The organism is Pseudomonas sessilinigenes, assembly GCF_003850565.1.
GTDB lineage: Bacteria > Pseudomonadota > Gammaproteobacteria > Pseudomonadales > Pseudomonadaceae > Aquipseudomonas > Aquipseudomonas sessilinigenes.
This window is the reverse complement of the sequence record NZ_CP027706.1, coordinates 6,378,633-6,393,238: the sequence shown is the minus strand read 5'-3', so window position 1 is coordinate 6,393,238 and position 14,606 is coordinate 6,378,633. Positions and strand designations below refer to the sequence as shown.

The 14,606-nt window shown below is 65.3% G+C and carries 16 protein-coding genes; 10 read left to right on the top strand and 6 right to left on the bottom strand.

All coding sequences use genetic code 11. The annotated features are described in order from the left end of the window. The first annotated feature begins 4 nt into the window (after positions 1–4). On the top strand, positions 5–934 hold the full coding sequence (locus C4K39_RS29235; protein ID WP_124348094.1) for a 1-aminocyclopropane-1-carboxylate deaminase/D-cysteine desulfhydrase: 930 nt from the start codon (positions 5–7) through the stop codon (positions 932–934). Here C4K39_RS29235 and C4K39_RS29230 read toward each other — a convergent pair. The 3 genes from C4K39_RS29230 to C4K39_RS29220 all read right to left on the bottom strand — a co-directional run bounded on the left by C4K39_RS29230 (position 925) and on the right by C4K39_RS29220 (position 3,690). Beyond that, positions 925–1,479: a cytochrome b gene (locus C4K39_RS29230; RefSeq protein WP_124348431.1), complete on the bottom strand. Its 555-nt coding sequence runs from the start codon at positions 1,477–1,479 to the stop codon at positions 925–927. The two genes, C4K39_RS29235 and C4K39_RS29230, sit on opposite strands and share 10 nt — an antisense overlap. Positions 1,480–1,672: 193 nt before the next feature. Continuing rightward, positions 1,673–2,500: a phosphonoacetaldehyde hydrolase gene (gene phnX, locus C4K39_RS29225; RefSeq protein WP_068582989.1), complete on the bottom strand. Its 828-nt coding sequence runs from the start codon at positions 2,498–2,500 to the stop codon at positions 1,673–1,675. Between the two features lie 80 nt (positions 2,501–2,580). Further along, complete coding sequence (locus C4K39_RS29220) at positions 2,581–3,690, bottom strand: 2-aminoethylphosphonate--pyruvate transaminase (RefSeq protein WP_068582992.1); 1,110 nt, start codon at positions 3,688–3,690, stop codon at positions 2,581–2,583. A 110-nt stretch (positions 3,691–3,800) separates the two neighbouring features. Between C4K39_RS29220 and C4K39_RS29215 the strand changes: the two genes are divergently transcribed. Beyond that, the gene (locus C4K39_RS29215) at positions 3,801–4,667 is read left to right on the top strand and encodes a LysR substrate-binding domain-containing protein (RefSeq protein WP_124348093.1); all 867 of its coding nucleotides are present in this window, start codon (positions 3,801–3,803) and stop codon (positions 4,665–4,667) included. An 89-nt stretch (positions 4,668–4,756) separates the two neighbouring features. On the opposite strand, the gene C4K39_RS29210 is transcribed toward C4K39_RS29215, so the two are convergent. Further along, positions 4,757–5,638 (bottom strand): LysR substrate-binding domain-containing protein, encoded by an 882-nt coding sequence (locus C4K39_RS29210; protein WP_124348092.1) that lies wholly within the window; start codon positions 5,636–5,638, stop codon positions 4,757–4,759. A 286-nt stretch (positions 5,639–5,924) separates the two neighbouring features. On the opposite strand from C4K39_RS29210, the gene C4K39_RS29205 reads away from it, so the two are divergent. Then, the gene (locus C4K39_RS29205) at positions 5,925–7,244 is read left to right on the top strand and encodes an MFS transporter (protein WP_068583002.1); all 1,320 of its coding nucleotides are present in this window, start codon (positions 5,925–5,927) and stop codon (positions 7,242–7,244) included. Between the two features lie 158 nt (positions 7,245–7,402). Next, complete coding sequence (locus C4K39_RS29200) at positions 7,403–8,107, top strand: YebC/PmpR family DNA-binding transcriptional regulator (protein ID WP_068583007.1); 705 nt, start codon at positions 7,403–7,405, stop codon at positions 8,105–8,107. Positions 8,108–8,178: 71 nt separating this feature from the next. Here the strand turns inward: C4K39_RS29200 and C4K39_RS29195 are convergent, their stop codons facing one another. Both C4K39_RS29195 and C4K39_RS29185 read right to left on the bottom strand, forming a co-directional pair. After that, positions 8,179–9,492 carry a leucine-rich repeat-containing protein kinase family protein gene (locus C4K39_RS29195; protein ID WP_068583010.1) on the bottom strand — a complete coding sequence of 438 codons (1,314 nt, stop codon included), beginning with the start codon at positions 9,490–9,492 and terminating at the stop codon, positions 8,179–8,181. A gap of 381 nt (positions 9,493–9,873) precedes the next feature. Then, on the bottom strand, positions 9,874–10,488 hold the full coding sequence (locus C4K39_RS29185) for a hypothetical protein (protein ID WP_124348091.1): 615 nt from the start codon (positions 10,486–10,488) through the stop codon (positions 9,874–9,876). A 426-nt stretch (positions 10,489–10,914) separates the two neighbouring features. On the opposite strand from C4K39_RS29185, the gene C4K39_RS29180 reads away from it, so the two are divergent. The 6 genes from C4K39_RS29180 to C4K39_RS29155 all read left to right on the top strand — a co-directional run bounded on the left by C4K39_RS29180 (position 10,915) and on the right by C4K39_RS29155 (position 14,566). Beyond that, positions 10,915–11,415 carry a Csu type fimbrial protein gene (locus tag C4K39_RS29180; protein WP_164487335.1) on the top strand — a complete coding sequence of 167 codons (501 nt, stop codon included), beginning with the start codon at positions 10,915–10,917 and terminating at the stop codon, positions 11,413–11,415. 105 nt (positions 11,416–11,520) lie between these two features. Then, entirely contained in the window at positions 11,521–12,054 is a 534-nt protein-coding gene (locus C4K39_RS29175; protein WP_068583048.1) for a Csu type fimbrial protein, read from the top strand. 20 nt (positions 12,055–12,074) lie between these two features. Then, positions 12,075–12,611: a Csu type fimbrial protein gene (locus C4K39_RS29170; protein ID WP_068583020.1), complete on the top strand. Its 537-nt coding sequence runs from the start codon at positions 12,075–12,077 to the stop codon at positions 12,609–12,611. Between the two features lie 75 nt (positions 12,612–12,686). Beyond that, entirely contained in the window at positions 12,687–13,223 is a 537-nt protein-coding gene (locus tag C4K39_RS29165; RefSeq protein ID WP_068583051.1) for a Csu type fimbrial protein, read from the top strand. 4 nt (positions 13,224–13,227) lie between these two features. Next, on the top strand, positions 13,228–13,728 hold the full coding sequence (locus C4K39_RS29160) for a Csu type fimbrial protein (RefSeq protein WP_068583023.1): 501 nt from the start codon (positions 13,228–13,230) through the stop codon (positions 13,726–13,728). 46 nt (positions 13,729–13,774) lie between these two features. Further along, positions 13,775–14,566 carry a fimbrial biogenesis chaperone gene (locus C4K39_RS29155; protein WP_068583026.1) on the top strand — a complete coding sequence of 264 codons (792 nt, stop codon included), beginning with the start codon at positions 13,775–13,777 and terminating at the stop codon, positions 14,564–14,566. Positions 14,567–14,606: the final 40 nt, after the last annotated feature.

The following is a 14,606-nucleotide window of genomic DNA, read 5'->3' as shown; positions in this document are numbered from 1 at the left end:
CGCGATGTCCCTTGCCGAGTCCTTCGATCGTTTGCCCCAGGCGCCGCTACAGCGACTGGAGCTGGATTGGCTGCACCAGGCCGGGGTCGAGGTGGCGGTACTGCGCCTGGACCTGATCGACCCGCTGATCAGCGGCAACAAGTGGTTCAAGCTCAACCACCACCTGCAGGCAGCGAGCCGCCAGGGTGCGAGGGGCATCGTCAGCCTCGGCGGCGCCCATTCCAATCACTTGCATGCCCTGGCCGCCGCCGGCCAGCGTTTCGCCTTCGCCACGGTCGGGTTGTTGCGCGGGCAGCGCCAGGACACCCCGACCGTGCTCGACCTGGAGCGCTTCGGCATGCAGTTGCACTGGCTTGGCTACGGCGGCTACCGGGCGCGCCACCAACCGGGCTTCTGGACACCCTGGCAGGCCCAGTACCCCGACCTGTACCCGGTACCCGAGGGCGGCGGCGGCCTGGCCGGTGCATTGGGCTGCGTGCCGCTGCGGGAGCAGGTGCGCTCGCAACTGCCGGCCCTGGGCTGGAGCGATTATCACGGTTGGTGGCTGGCCGCCGGTACGGGTACCACGCTGGCCGGGCTGGTCCTGGCCGAGGCCGGTGCGCACCCGGTGCATGGTGCCCTGGCGGTGCCGATGGACCACGGAGTGCCACAGCAAGTCGCCGGTATCCTGGGGGAAGCGGGCAGGGCGCTCGAAGGTTATGCCTTGCTGGACGCCAGCCGTGGCGGTTTCGCCAAGGTGGACCGGGAGCTGGAGGCGTTCATCGAGCAGACCGAAAAGACCAGCGGCTTACCGCTGGAGCCGTTGTACACCGGCAAGGCCCTGCTGGCCCTTTACGAGCAGGTCCGGGCCGGGCGCTTCGCACCGGGTTGTCGGTTGATCTTCGTCCACACCGGAGGGTTGCAGGGACGCCGCGGGTTTACCGGTCAGGCCTGACCGCGCTGGCGCCACATCCGCTGCAGGGTGTTGTCGCGCATCACATAGTGGTGATAGAGCCCGGCCAGGGCATGCAGGCCGATCAGCCAGTAGCCCAGGGTGCCCAGCAACTCGTGCCAGCCCTGGAGCTGTTTGGCCAGGGCCTTGTCCTCGTGCAGCAGCAACGGCAGGTCCAGGCCGTAGAACATCACCTGGTGCCCCTTGGCACTGGTGGTCAGCCAGCCCAGCAGCGGCATGGCGATCATGAACAGGTACAGCGCCCAGTGCATCAGCGTCGCCAGCAGCCTCTGCCATGACGGCGGCGTGGGCTCGATCCGTGGTGCCACGCCCTGGGCCCGGGCGAACAGCCGCAGCCAGACGAGCAGGAATACGGTCAGGCCGAGCATGAAGTGAGCCTCGGTGATCAAGGTGTGACCGCCGCTGCCCTTGGGGAAGATGCCGCGAAATTCGATACAGGCGTAGACCACGGCCAACAGCACCAGCATCAGCCAGTGCAGGGCGATCGTCATGGTGCTATAGCGCGCCTCGGTGTTTTTCCACGGCATACGGGATTCCTCGGTCATCAGGTCTGAAGCCTCCGTTCTTGAGCGACGGAGTGCTTTAACTGTAAGCCGGTTTTTTTAGGTTTGCCTGGCGCACCGGGGGCTTTCGTCGCTTGGACGGTGGTTCTGGCCTCAAGTCGATGAAAAAAACGGCGACGGGTGAAAGTCGCCGTTCTGTCGTTCGTGATCGATGGGCTTATTGTCCCTGGGGCATTTCTCCCCGGGCCAGGCGCTGGTTGATATCGGCGATCACCTGGGGCAGGTCGGCGATGGTGTCGATCATGTAGTGCGGGCGCGACGGCTCGAACAGCTTGTGGATACGCTGGCGCTCGCTGGCCAGGGTATCGCTGGCCAGTGCCCGGTAGCCCTCGTAGGTCAGGCCCAGGGCGTTGCCCGAGCAGGTCAGGGCCACGGTCCACATCCCGGCGCGGCGGCCTTCGAGAATCCCCGGCACGGTGTCGTCGATCTTCACACACGCGGCGACATCGTCGATACCCAGGGCGATCACGTTGGCCAGGGCCTGGGCGGGCCAGGGGCGGCCGTTGGGCACTTCGTCGGTGGCCACCACGTGGTCGGCGACATAGCCGTTGGTCGCGGCCAGAGCCACCACCCGATCCATCACCATCTTCGGATAACCGGAGCAGGAACCGATCTTGATGCCTTGCTCACGCAGCTTGGCAATGACCTCCAGGGCCCCGGGGATCAGGGCCGAGTGCTCGGCGATCTTCTCGATCTGCAACGGCATGAAGCGCTCGTAGATGGCGGTGACGTCGGCATCGGTCGGGGTGCGGCCGAAGACCTTGCGATAGCGCTCGGCCACTTGCGGCAGGTCGCACAGGGTGCGGATATGGTCCCACTTGCCCATGCCCATCGGGCCGCGGGCTTCTTCGATGGAGACCTGGACATCGAACTCGGCGAAGGCCTCGACGAAGATCTGGGTCGGGGCGAAGGAGCCGAAATCGACCACGGTGCCGGCCCAGTCGAGGATCGCGGCTTGCAGCTGGTTGGGGTTGGTGTAGTTCATCGTTCAAGGACCTGTACAAGAGGCGAGGACGCTCGCCGAATGGGTTCGGGCCGTGCCCGGCGGGCACGGTGTCGGGGCGATCAGATATCCAGCACTTCCATTTCCCGCAGCACCTGGGCCACGGCGTCCACTGCCGATTGCATGCCCGCAGGCCCCACCACGCCGATGCAGCCGACGCGGAAGGTTTCCACCTGGGTCAGCTTGCCCGGATAGAGAATGAAACCCTTGGCCTTGACGCGTTCGTAGAAGTCCTTGAACTGGTAGCGCGGATCACGCGGGGCATGGAAGGTGACGATGATCGGCGCCTGGATCTGGCTGGGCAGGAAACTGCGCAGGCCGAGCTTGGCCATGCCTTCGAGCAGGGTCCGGCAGTTGTCGGCGTAGCGTTGGTGACGTGCCGGCAGGCCACCTTCTTCGTTGTATTGCACCAGGGCTTCGTGCAGGGCCGCGACCACATGGGTCGGTGGGGTGAAGCGCCACTGGCCGGTCTTGGTCATATAGGCCTGTTGGTCGTGCAGATCCATGGCCAGGGAGTGGCAGTTGCCTTCGGCGCCGGCCAGGGCGTGTTTCTCGGCGAAGACGAAGCCCATGCCCGGAACGCCTTCCAGGCACTTGCCGGAAGCGGCGATCAGGGCCTCGAACGGCACTTGGGCAGCATCGATCGGCAGGGCGCCGAAGGAGCTCATGGCGTCGATGATCAGGCGCTTGCCGTGGCGGGCGACCACCTGGGCGATTTCCGGCAGAGGGTTGAGGATGCCGGTGCTGGTTTCGCAGTGGATCAGTGCCACGTGGCTGATGGCGTTGTCGGCGGCCAGCAGGCGATCGACGTCGGCGGCGGTGGTCGGTTGGTCTTCGGCGGTCTCGAAGGTGCTGTAGGCGCGGCCCAGGACCTTGCAGATCTTCGCCAGGCGCTGGCCGTAGGCGCCATTGATCAGCACCAGGACCTTGCCATCGCGGGGCACCAGGGTGCCGATGGCGGCTTCCACGGCGAAGGTGCCGCTGCCTTGGAGGGGGACACAGTGATGGGTGGCCTGGCCGTTGACGATGGCCAGCAGTTGCTCGCACAGGCTGGCGGTCAGCTGGTTGAAGTCGCGATCCCAGGAGCCCCAGTCCACCAGCATCGCCCGACGAGTACGGGCGGAAGTGGTCAGGGGACCGGGGGTAAGCAGGATTGGCTCGGCGATGCTCATGCTGTGTCCTCGAAGATGATGGGAGCAAGCTACGGCGACTAAATTGCAATTTGCCTTATCATCAATCAAATTGTTTGTTGTTATGCCTGCCATAAGTGAGGCCGATAGATATGAATTTGTTCCAACTGCGTGCGTTCGATGCCGTGGCCCGTGAAGGCAGCTTCACCCGGGCCGCCGCACGCCTGTTCATCAGCCAGCCGGCGGTCACCGGGCACGTCAAGGCTCTGGAGGAGCACTACCAGATCACCCTCCTGCGACGTACCGCCCGGCGGGTGGAGCTGACCGAGGAGGGCACCAAGCTGGCGGCCATCACCCGGGCGATGTTCGGCCTCGCCGAAGAAGCCCAGGCCATGCTCGAGGCCAATCGCCAGCTGCTGACCGGGCGCCTGGAAGTGGCGGCGGACGGCCCGCACGTGGTCATGCCGATGCTGGCCCGCCTGCGCGAGCGTTACCCGGGGGTGACCGTCAACCTGCGCCTGGGTAACGCCCAGGAGACCCTGGCCGCGTTGCTCTCGGAGCATGCCGACGTGGCGGTGCTGACCGAGGTCGAGGAGCGCAAGGGCCTGCACCTGCAGAGCCTCGGGCAGTCGCGGATGTGCGCCCTGGTGCCCCAGGGCCATGAGTGGCTGGAGCTGGCCGAAGGCATCGCCATCGAGCAACTGGACCAGGTGATCATGGTGCTGCGCGAGCCCAGCTCCATCACCCGCCGCACCTTCGACGGCGCGTGCACCCTGGCCAAGGTGCAGCCCCGGGTGCTGTTGGAACTGGACAGTCGCGAGGCGGTGACCGAGGCGGTGGCGGCGCACCTGGGGGTCGGGATCGTCAGCTCGCAGGAAGTGGGCCACGACCCACGGGTGCGGGTGGTGCCGCTTCGTGGCGCGGGCCTGGTCAACCAGCACATGATCGGTTGCCTGGAGCGGCGCCGGGAACTGCGGCTGATCCAGGCCTTCCTCGGCCTCGCCCCGCAAGCCCTGTAGCCGCTGCCGCAGGCTGTGTACGGCTGCGTAGCAGGCGTGGGGCAAGGTCCTGCAGACCTTCGCGCAGCCTCACCGTGGCTCGACAGCGGCTACAGGGAGGACGGTTGACTGTCGAGCACCAGGTCGAGGAAGGTGGCGACGATCCGTCGCGAGCGCTGTTCGCGCAGGCACACCAGGGTTTCGGTCATGCGCTGCTGGCAGTCGACGATAGGCAGGGCGCAGATCCGCGAGTCGGCACCGAATTCCGCCGCCGACACCACGCCCACGCCGATACCCGCCACCACCGCTTCGCGCGCCGCTTCCCGGCCCTCGACCTGGATCGCCGGGCGGATCCGCAGCCCGGCACGGTGCATTTCCGCCTCCACGATCTGGCGTGTCACCGAGCCGGTTTCCCGCAGCACCATGGGCGTATCGTCGAGGTCGGCCAGGCAGATGGACTGGCGCTCGGCCCAGGGATGATTGCGCGAGACGAACGCCACCATCGGGTCATTGCACAGGGTCAGCGACCACAGTCGCTCATCGTCCACCTCGCGTCCCAGCAGGGCCAGGTCGGCCTGGTAGCTGAACAGGCGCAGCAGGGATTCGTCGGTGTTGCCGGTCTCGATGCGCACGTTGATCCCCGGATACAACTGGCAGAAGCGGGCGACCTGCGCCAGCACGTGCACTGGCGCATCCACCGCCAGCACCAGGCTGCCGGTCTGCAAGGCCTGGGAGTCCTGCAACAGCTCCTTGGCCTCGGCTTCGGCGACGAACAGGCGCTGGGTGATGGCCAGTAATCGCTGCCCGAGGTCGGTGAGCTGCACCGAGCGCTTGTTGCGATGAAACAGCAGGACGCCGAAACGCTCCTCCAGCTTGCGCACTTGGTCGGAGATGGCCGGTTGGGTCAGGTACAGGCGTTCGGCGGCCCGGGTGAAGCTGCCGTGCACGGCCACGGCATGGAAGGCTTTCAACTGTGCATGGGAAACCGACATGGCGAGGGCCTCTTACAAGCTGGACTTATATTTGAAATACGATAAATCGATTTCATTTATTAATTGCTAATTGCTTCCATCTTTCAAGGCCCGGTGACCGGTCGGTCGACCGCCATCGGGTCCTGGGGCCTGTGCGTGCGCTCGCAACCTCCCGCCCGGGAGCGCAACAGGCCCCGTCTGACCGGCAGCGCCCGCCACAAGGGCCTTGCCGCCGTGCTCAACAACAAAAAACACAGGCGTTTGCTTTGCATCCTGCCGGCACACTCACCCTGAGGTCAGAATCACGATGAACAAGCAGATCGGCACCATCAAACGTTGGCGCGTGCAGATTTTCGCCATCACCTGGATCGCCTACGCGGCGTTCTATTTCACCCGCAAAGCCTTTTCCGTCGCCAAGCTGGGGATCGCCGACGATCCCGACTTCACCCTCGACAAGATGGCCATGGCCAACCTCGATGCCATCTACCTGGCGGCCTACGCCGTGGGGCAGTTCACCTGGGGCATGTTCGCCGACCGCTTCGGCCCGCGGGTGGTGGTACTGGGCGGCCTGCTGATTTCCGCCATCGCGGCGCTGGTCATGGGCAGTTTCGCCACCTTGCCGGTGTTCGCCACCTGCATGCTGGTCCAGGGGCTGGCGCAATCCACCGGCTGGTCGGGGTTGTGCAAGAACATCGGGAGTTTCTTTCCCGCCGAGCAACGGGGACGGGTCCTGGGGCTGTGGAGTTCGTGCTACGCCTTTGGCGGCCTGGTGGCCTCGCCCTTTGCCGGTTGGTGGGCCTACACCCTGGTGGGGACCTGGCATGCGGCGTTCATCTCCAGCGCCGCGGTGGTGGGTGTGACCGCATTGCTGTTCTTCATCTTCCAGCGCAATACCCCGCAGGACGTGGGCCTCCCGGCGGTTGAGGAGGAGCCCGCGGCCCAGGAACCTGCCCAGGGTTGCCGCCTTGGGGTTTGGGCGCCGTTGCGGGCGATCTTGCGCAACCGCACGGTGCTGGTGCTGGGGCTGGCCTACTTCCTGCTCAAGCCGGCGCGCTACGCGATCCTGCTATGGGGGCCGGTGATCGTCTACGAGCAGATGCCCTCGGTGGGCAAGGTCGGCGCGGCGATCGTGCCCACGGCCTTCGAGCTGGCCGGCTTGCTTGGGCCGATCATGATCGGCCTGGCCTCGGACAAGCTGTTCGGCGCCCGGCGCATGCCGGCCTGTGTCCTCAGTTTGCTGGCCCTGACCCTGAGCCTGGGACTGTTCATGGGTGCGCTGCATAGCGGCAGCGTGGCGCTGGTGGTGGCGCTGCTGTTCGTCATGGGCCTGACCCTGTACGGACCGGACTCGATGATCAGCGGCGCGGCAGCCATCGATTTCGGCGCGGCCGGGGCCGGGGCCACGGCGGCCGGTTTCGTCAACGGTTGCGGTTCGGTGGGGGCGATCCTCGGCGGCCTGTTGCCGGGCTACTTCGATACGGTGACGGTGTTCCTGCTGTTCGCCGGCTGCGCCCTGGTGGCGGCGCTGTTGCTGGTGCCATTCTGGAACAGCCGCCCCACTGGGAGTGAGCCAGAGCCTGTGGCGGTCCCTGGCGAGCGCCTGTTGGCCAAGCCCCTGCGTTCCTGAGGCGTCCTGCCCTGCTGAGCGCCTGGCCCGATTGCCGCGAGCCCGGGCCAGGCGACGGGTTACTGACTTTTTGGTCGATCAGGGCCCAGAGGACGTATAAACTTGCGCCTCGCGTCGGCCAAATCCAACTCGACGCCATAGATCAAAGAGAGTGAGTAATGGGCGCACAGTGGAAGGTTAAACACAAAGAAGCAGCAGCCAATGCCAAGGGCAAGATCTTCGGCAAGCTGGTGAAGGAGATCACCATCGCTGCACGCAACGGCGCTGATGTAGCCACCAACGCCCACCTGCGGTTGGTGGTCGAGCAAGCGAAAAAGGCCTCGATGCCTCGCGAAACCCTGGAGCGTGCGATCAAGAAAGGCTCGGGCCAGCTGGGCGAGACCGTGCAGTACCACCGCGTGACCTACGAAGGTTTCGCCCCGCACCAGGTGCCGCTGATCGTCGAGTGCGTGACCGATAACGTCAACCGCACCGTAGCGGAAATCCGCGTGGCCTTCCGCAAGGGCCAGCTGGGCGCTTCGGGTTCGGTGTCCTGGGATTTCAACCACGTGGGCATGATCGAAGCCTCGCCGGACACCCCGGATGCCGATCCGGAGCTGGCGGCCATCGAGGCCGGCGCCCAGGATTTCGAGCCGGGCGAAGAGGGCGCGACCCTGTTCCTGACCGAGCCTGCGGACCTGGACGCCGTACAGAAGGCCCTGCCGGAGCAAGGCTTCACCGTGCTGTCGGCCAAGCTGGGCTACCAGCCGAAGAACCCGGTCAGTGGCCTGAGCGATGAGCAGATGGCCGAAGTCGAGGCGTTCCTCGAAGGCCTGGATAACCACGACGACGTCCAGGATATGTTCGTCGGCCTGGCTGGCTAAGCCGCGCCGCACGGTTCGTTCGCCGGCCAGTGGGCCCCCGCAAGGGGGCCTGCTGGCCGGCGAAGTCGTTTCTAGAGGTTGTCCAACTCGCGGATCACCTGCTCGAAAGCCGGGCGCGCCAGGACGTGCGGTTGCTGGCAACGTTGCACCAGTTCCCGCAGGCCCTGGTGCTGCGCCGGGGCCAGCGAGCCATCCTGGCGATCGAGCAATTCCTCCAGCAAGATACCGAAGGCCCGTACTTCCAGGCGTTGCAGGGCCTGGCTCTGGGGTGTGTCGTCCTGGGTGTGGAAGGAGGCCGCGCCAAAGTCCCCGAGCAGGCAGTCGCCCTGGGCATCGAACAAGGTGTTGTGGCCATACAGGTCGCCGTGGGTAATGCCCTGGGCGTGCAGATGGGCACCGACCGAGGCGATGCCCCGGGCCATGCGCAGGATGACCGTGGCGTTGTAGCGGACGCCTTCCGGGTAGACGTCCCGGGAGCAGGAGTCCAGGCTCGGCAGCGCGGCGAGGTTGGCATAGCTGGGGTCGATCAGCTGCATCACCAGGCCGTCCTGGCCCTGGGGGTGGCCGGTGATGCGGCCCTCGACCCGGATCAGGTTGGGGTGCAGCCCGGCGCTGATGCAGGCATGCATTTCGTGTAGCGGTGAGCCGTCGCTGGTCATCTGGCCCTTGTACAGCTTGACCGCCACGGCCCGTGGCGGCTGGCCGGGAGCCTGCCACTGCGCTTGGTGGATCACCCCGGAAGCGCCTTCGCCCAGGCGCTGTGCCAGCACCAGTTGCTCCCAGGGAATGCTGGGCGTGGATGCCAGGGCTGCGGCATCGACCTGGGATTCCAGTGGGTTGCCGGCATAGGCCAGCCAGGTCAGGCTCGGCAAGGCCAGCAGGAACGGCGGCAGTTCGGTCAGGCGGTTGGCGGCGATCCGCAGCAGCTCCAGGCGCTGGCACTGCTCCAGGCTTTGCGGCAGCGCGCTCAGGCGGTTGCCGGACAGCATGAGTTTTTGCAGCAGCGGGCGCCGCCCCAGTTCGTCCGGCAGTTCCTCGATGCGGTTGTCGGTGAGGATCAGCCAGCGCAGTTGGGGCGGCAGGGCGGCGGCCGGAACCCGTTCGATGCGGTTGGCCTTGAAGCCGATCATGCTCAGGTGTGCACAACGGCCCAGGCACTGGGGCAGTTCGCTGAACAGGTTGTCCGAGCAGAACAGGATGCGCAGGTGGGGCAGCCGGTGCAGGTCGTCGGGCAGGCTGCGCAGGGCGTTGCCGCTGAGATTGAGGATCTCCAGGGAGTCGGCGAGATCGAAGATCTCCCGGGGGAACTCAGTCAGGCCACAGGACAGGTCCAGGCGCTTGATGCCGGCCAGCTGGCCGGCCCGCAGTTGGGCAAGGGTATCCATGAACAGCGTCAACACTCGAAAGCAGGAGAAGGGCGGGCAGGATAAAGGAGATCGGCGGTTTTTGCTGCCTGGGCGGTTTTGCGCCGACGGGCCAGGGGGCACTAGGTTTTCAGGAGCCTGAAGTTCAGAGCGGCTGGCCCCTGTTGGCTGGGGCAATCGGCAGTCAGGGTGAGGTCGATCCTGCGGCCGCTGCGGTCCGCCTGGAAGGTCCTGTCATCGGGCGCAAGGGGCGGGTCCCCGGCCTTTGCTCCAGGGCTGTCCAGCTCTGCGAGACTGTGCGCATGAATGGCCGGGCTCACGTCAAACGCCGATAGCACCTGCGGCTGGCCATCTTGAATGGCGCACTAACGCGCTTCTGCCAGAGGGACGATCTGTTCCCCGTCAAATGCTTGCATCGTGCAGTGCTTTAGCCAGTTGGCGAAATGCCGAGGGATGCCTGGGATTCCTGGCGCCGTCCCGCATCGATTCCAGGCTGTGATGTTCAAGGGTCATTTTCACCGCCTTGGTGGAGGTTCTGCCCAGCGGGTTGCTCAGGTCGAGGTCGCTCTCCAGTGTCGCTATCAGGTAGGCGCCCTGGTGGCTCCACTGGTTGAAACGCATTACGTGCCGGTCATCGAGAATCACGGCGCCTTCTTTCTTGTCGCCCGAAAAATAAAACGCCAGTTGCGAAGGGGGAATGTTGTCCCGTGCCGCGAGGCGTTTCCTGTACTTGAGCATGGACGTCAGGCGGGCCCCGGGAGACAGGTTGAAGCCACTGCCGACCAGCTGACGATCACGGAAGTAGCACTTGAACCCCACCTCCAGTGTTCGCTGGTGATGGCGTGTCGCGCAGTTTTTTTCATACAGGTGGAAGTCCCGGGGATCACCCACTCGTTCATAGCCTTTTGCCGCAAGTTCAGCGGCAGAGAAACGCTCCAGGCCAAACAGCGATGAATGCTTGAGCGTTGCATCCTGCAGGTGCAGGCAGACCAGTTCGGTAACGGTGATGGATCTCATGGGGCTACTCGGTCGAGTGGATGTTTGGGGCCGACGTCCTGCAACTGGCCAGGGCCCAGGATGTAGTCCAGGTTCCGGGCCTTGTGGTGAAAGTGATCCTGGGTCGACCCGGCGTGTGCTGCCGTTTGCCGGTCGGGCCAGGTAGAACGCCAGCGCCTTGGGATCGATACAGGTGTTGGCGGTAAAGCGGCCAATGGCGATGACTCTGGTGGTTCCGGGGTGCCCACCTTAAAAGCACCGCAGCCAATTGGCCAATGGAAATCCAGTCGTCTGGCGATCTCGAAAAGGCAGGGCCGTGGCTGCGCGCGTGCCCTGGGGCAAATTGGTACGCAACTGGCGGTTTTGGCCCGGGTTGCTAACCTCATGGCAGCTAATGCTTCTCATCAGGGAATCGAGGCCTTGAATGGATGTAAGGGTTTGGCAGTCATGAGCGCATTGCTCGGCGTAACGGCAGGAGCCGCTGACTTGCAGGTGCAGGTCAGGGTCGATGTGGCGCGTGGCTGCCAGTTGGTGGGGCAACAGCGCGACGCCGGGGTGGCCCAGCTCGGCACCCTGGACTTCGGTATCACCGCACGGCTGGATGATTCCCGCGGCCCATTGGGCGCGGCGCTGGGTGGCAGTCGCCAGCCACGCCTGGAGTGCAATCCCGATACCCCCTACCAGATGCGCATCGATGGCGGCCTGCACGGTGGCGTCGGTGAAGTGCGCTACCTGGCTGGCGATGATTCTTCCGGCAAGCCGATCCCTTACCGTCTCTACCAGGACCCGGCGCGACGTATCCCGTTGCCGGTCAATGTCCCGGTCAGCGGCCGGGTGCCGGATTCCGGCACGGTGGACCTGCCCCTGTACGGGCGTATCGAGCCCTTGGCCGAGATTCCCCGGGCCGGGGGCTATTCCGACGTATTGAAGGTGACCTTGACCTGGTAGGGCCAGGGTCGTTAACGCTGCCACGGGGGACCCGGGCAGAACAGGAAGAAGCCGTTGTGGCTGGGCGGCTCGGATGGGAGTCCTGATGGAACCGGGATGGGTGCAATGAAAGGCAAGACCTGGACGATCATCGCCCTGGGTTCGCTGTGCCTGGTGGTCGACGATGCGCAAGCGGCCATCAGTGGGCAGTTCCAGGCGCGCCTGGTGATCACCGCCAGTTGCCAGGTCAGTAGCGGTGGTTCCGCCACCCACCCCGTCACGGACCCGGGCATGCTCGACTTCGGCCAGCAGGGGCCGACCTGGGTCAACCCGATCAAGGCGAGCCTCACCAACAGTGCCGACGGCCAGTTGCAGGTGGCTTGCAATCCCTCGGTCACCGGCTTCACGGTGAGCATCAACGGCGGCCTCAATGGCGACGGTACGACCCGGCGCCTGAGCAATGGACGCCTGACCATCCCTTATCGATTGTTCGTCGATGCTTCCGGTAGCGACAGCTACAGCATCGGCCAGCAGCGCAATTTCGCAGTGAGCAGCGGCAGCCGGATCCCCATTCCGGTGTTCGGCTCTGTGGTCGCGAATACCCGCGCGGTTCCGGCAGGGGTCTACACCGACACCCTGACCATCACGCTGGATTGGTAAACCACGAGAGGACGTACACCATGCACGCGCTTGTATCCAGAATCGGTTGGCCATTGCTGGGCCTGCTCATGGCCTCCACGGCCAATGCAGCGACCACCGTCACCGGGCAGATCACCTCGACCCTGATCCTCACCAGCAGTTGCCAGGTCAACGGGGTGGGCGGTACCACCGGGTTGAATTTCGGCGCCCTGAACTTCGGTACCACCAACAGCCTGTTCACCACGGCCAGCGGCCAGGTGCTGGGGGGCGGGGGCGGCGCTTTGTCGATCCTGTGCTCGGCCGGCACCACGCCGAGCCTCACCGTGCAGGGGGGCAGCAACGACGGCAAGTCCACCGGCGGGACCCGGGCGCTGTACGACGGCGTGGCCAACTACGTGCCCTACGACCTGTACACCGATGCCGGGCATTCGCAGCTACTGGCGATCAACGGCGTGATCGCCCTGGCGCCGAGCACCGGCGTGGCGCAGACCGTGAACATCTATGGCCAGGCCGTGGGCAAGGCCGGGCTGCCGGCGGGTACCTATACCGACACGGTGTCCGTGCAGTTGACCTTCTGATACCGGTATTCGGGGCGGGGCGATGCCTGCTCTGATCTTCACGCTTGACGGAACAAGCCTCAGGGGTCGCACATGATGCACGCATTCGTATCCAGGCTGGGCCTGACATTGCTGGGCCTGATCCTGTTCAACCAGGCCCAGGCCGCCACCACCGTGACCGGGCAGATCAGCGCTTCGCTGATTCTCACCAGCAGTTGCCTGGTCAATGGAGTGGGCGGTACCACTGGCCTGAACTTCGGTGCCTTGAACTTCGGCACCACCAACAGCCTGTTCACCGAGGCGGATGCCCAGGTCTTGCAGGGCGGCGGCGGGGCCTTGTCGATCCAGTGCTCCAGCGGCACTTCACCGACCTTGAAGATTGCCGCCGGGATCAACGACGGTAAATCCACCGGCGGGACCCGGGCGCTGTACGACGGCGTGGCCAACTACGTGCCCTACGACCTGTACACCGACTCGGCCCATACCCAGCTGGTGGCGATCAATGGCGTGATCAACCTGGGCGCCAGCACTGGGGCTGCGCAGAGCGTCAACCTTTATGGCAAGGCCACAGGCAAGGCGGGACTGCCGGCGGGTACCTACACCGATACCGTTTCGGTCGTGTTGAGTTTCTGATGCGATGGCCCGCCATGGCGTTGCCGCATTGGCCCTGGCCGGCATCAGCGCCTTGTCCTGGCCGGTGTGGGCAGCGCTGAGCCAGAGCTTCCAGGTCAGCGCGAGCATCGTTGCCGGTTGCCTGGTGGTGGGGGGCGTCAGCAACTACGGCAGCCTGGCATTCGGTACACAGTCGGCGTTGTCCACCGCCACGGTGAACGTGGCCCTGACCGGTGGCGTGCAATTGCAGTGCACCCCGGGGGTGACCCTGAACATGACGGTGGATGGAGGCCAATACAACAACGGCGGGCGGAACATGCAGATCGCCAGCGGTACCGCCCGCGTGGCGTACAAGTTGTTTCGGGATGCGGCCTACAGCCAGAGCCTGGGGATCGGCCAGAGCGTGGCGGTGGCCTACAGCGATGCCAATAACATCAGCCTGCCGATCTATGGACAGGTGCAGTTGCCGGGCAATCAGCCTGGGGGGACGTACAGCGATGTGCTGCAGGTGCAGCTGTCGTGGTGATGGGGCGATTCAACGACCAGCCGGCAGGCGGACAAGGAGTAGCAGTATGCGTTTATCTGTACGGGGCCTGCGGGCCTGCAGTTACCTGATACTGGCCGGGCTGTTGTCCGGCGCCCCGGGAGCCTGGGCCGCCAGTTCGGTATTGATCTGGCCTATCGATCCGGTGCTGGAGGCGGACCAGCAGGCCAGCGCGTTGTGGCTGGAAAACCGTGGCAGCGAGACTGCCAACCTGCAGATCCGGGTCTTCGCCTGGAGCCAGAGTGATTTTGCCGATCAGTACCAGAACCAGCGCGATGTCATCGGCAGCCCGCCGGTGGCGAAGATCGAGCCCGGGCAGAAGCAACTGGTGCGCCTGACCCGGACCCGGGACATTGCGCCGGGGCAGGAACTGGCGTACCGGATCATCATCGACGAGATTCCTTCCCCCACGCCCGCCACTTCCCAGGAGGAGGCCAAGAGCGTGGCCGCCATCCGTTTCCAGATGCGTTATTCGGTGCCGCTGTTCGCCTATGGCGCGGGGCTGTGGAGCAAGGAGGATACGACCCGGGCCAGGGACCCTAAGAGCATCGGCGTGCCGAACCTGAGTTGGCGCAAGGTGAACGCCGAGGGCAAGACCTTCCTCGAAATGCGTAACCAGGGGGCTGTGCATGCGCGGCTGACGGATGTTGCCTTCAAGCAGGGCGGGCAGAGCCGTCCCCTGGCGCCGGGCCTGTTGGGCTACGTGTTGCCTGGGGCCGTGATGCGCTGGCCGTTGCCGGAGACCCTGGCGAGCGATGCGAACCTGCAATTGCGGATCAATGGTGCACCGCAGGTCCAGGACCTGCCGCCTTCACGCTGAGCGGTGGGCTGATCGCCGCCCGGATGCTGGCGGCAAGGGG

Coding starts and splice junctions, on each gene's coding strand:
- C4K39_RS29235 (WP_124348094.1), top strand. CDS start 5: ATGTCCCTTGCCGAGTCCTTCGATCGTTTGCCCCAGGCGCCGCTACAG.
- C4K39_RS29230 (WP_124348431.1), bottom strand. CDS start 1,479: ATGCCGTGGAAAAACACCGAGGCGCGCTATAGCACCATGACGATCGCC.
- phnX (WP_068582989.1), bottom strand. CDS start 2,500: ATGAACTACACCAACCCCAACCAGCTGCAAGCCGCGATCCTCGACTGG.
- C4K39_RS29220 (WP_068582992.1), bottom strand. CDS start 3,690: ATGAGCATCGCCGAGCCAATCCTGCTTACCCCCGGTCCCCTGACCACT.
- C4K39_RS29215 (WP_124348093.1), top strand. CDS start 3,801: ATGAATTTGTTCCAACTGCGTGCGTTCGATGCCGTGGCCCGTGAAGGC.
- C4K39_RS29210 (WP_124348092.1), bottom strand. CDS start 5,638: ATGTCGGTTTCCCATGCACAGTTGAAAGCCTTCCATGCCGTGGCCGTG.
- C4K39_RS29205 (WP_068583002.1), top strand. CDS start 5,925: ATGAACAAGCAGATCGGCACCATCAAACGTTGGCGCGTGCAGATTTTC.
- C4K39_RS29200 (WP_068583007.1), top strand. CDS start 7,403: ATGGGCGCACAGTGGAAGGTTAAACACAAAGAAGCAGCAGCCAATGCC.
- C4K39_RS29195 (WP_068583010.1), bottom strand. CDS start 9,492: ATGGATACCCTTGCCCAACTGCGGGCCGGCCAGCTGGCCGGCATCAAG.
- C4K39_RS29185 (WP_124348091.1), bottom strand. CDS start 10,488: ATGAGATCCATCACCGTTACCGAACTGGTCTGCCTGCACCTGCAGGAT.
- C4K39_RS29180 (WP_164487335.1), top strand. CDS start 10,915: ATGAGCGCATTGCTCGGCGTAACGGCAGGAGCCGCTGACTTGCAGGTG.
- C4K39_RS29175 (WP_068583048.1), top strand. CDS start 11,521: ATGAAAGGCAAGACCTGGACGATCATCGCCCTGGGTTCGCTGTGCCTG.
- C4K39_RS29170 (WP_068583020.1), top strand. CDS start 12,075: ATGCACGCGCTTGTATCCAGAATCGGTTGGCCATTGCTGGGCCTGCTC.
- C4K39_RS29165 (WP_068583051.1), top strand. CDS start 12,687: ATGCACGCATTCGTATCCAGGCTGGGCCTGACATTGCTGGGCCTGATC.
- C4K39_RS29160 (WP_068583023.1), top strand. CDS start 13,228: ATGGCCCGCCATGGCGTTGCCGCATTGGCCCTGGCCGGCATCAGCGCC.
- C4K39_RS29155 (WP_068583026.1), top strand. CDS start 13,775: ATGCGTTTATCTGTACGGGGCCTGCGGGCCTGCAGTTACCTGATACTG.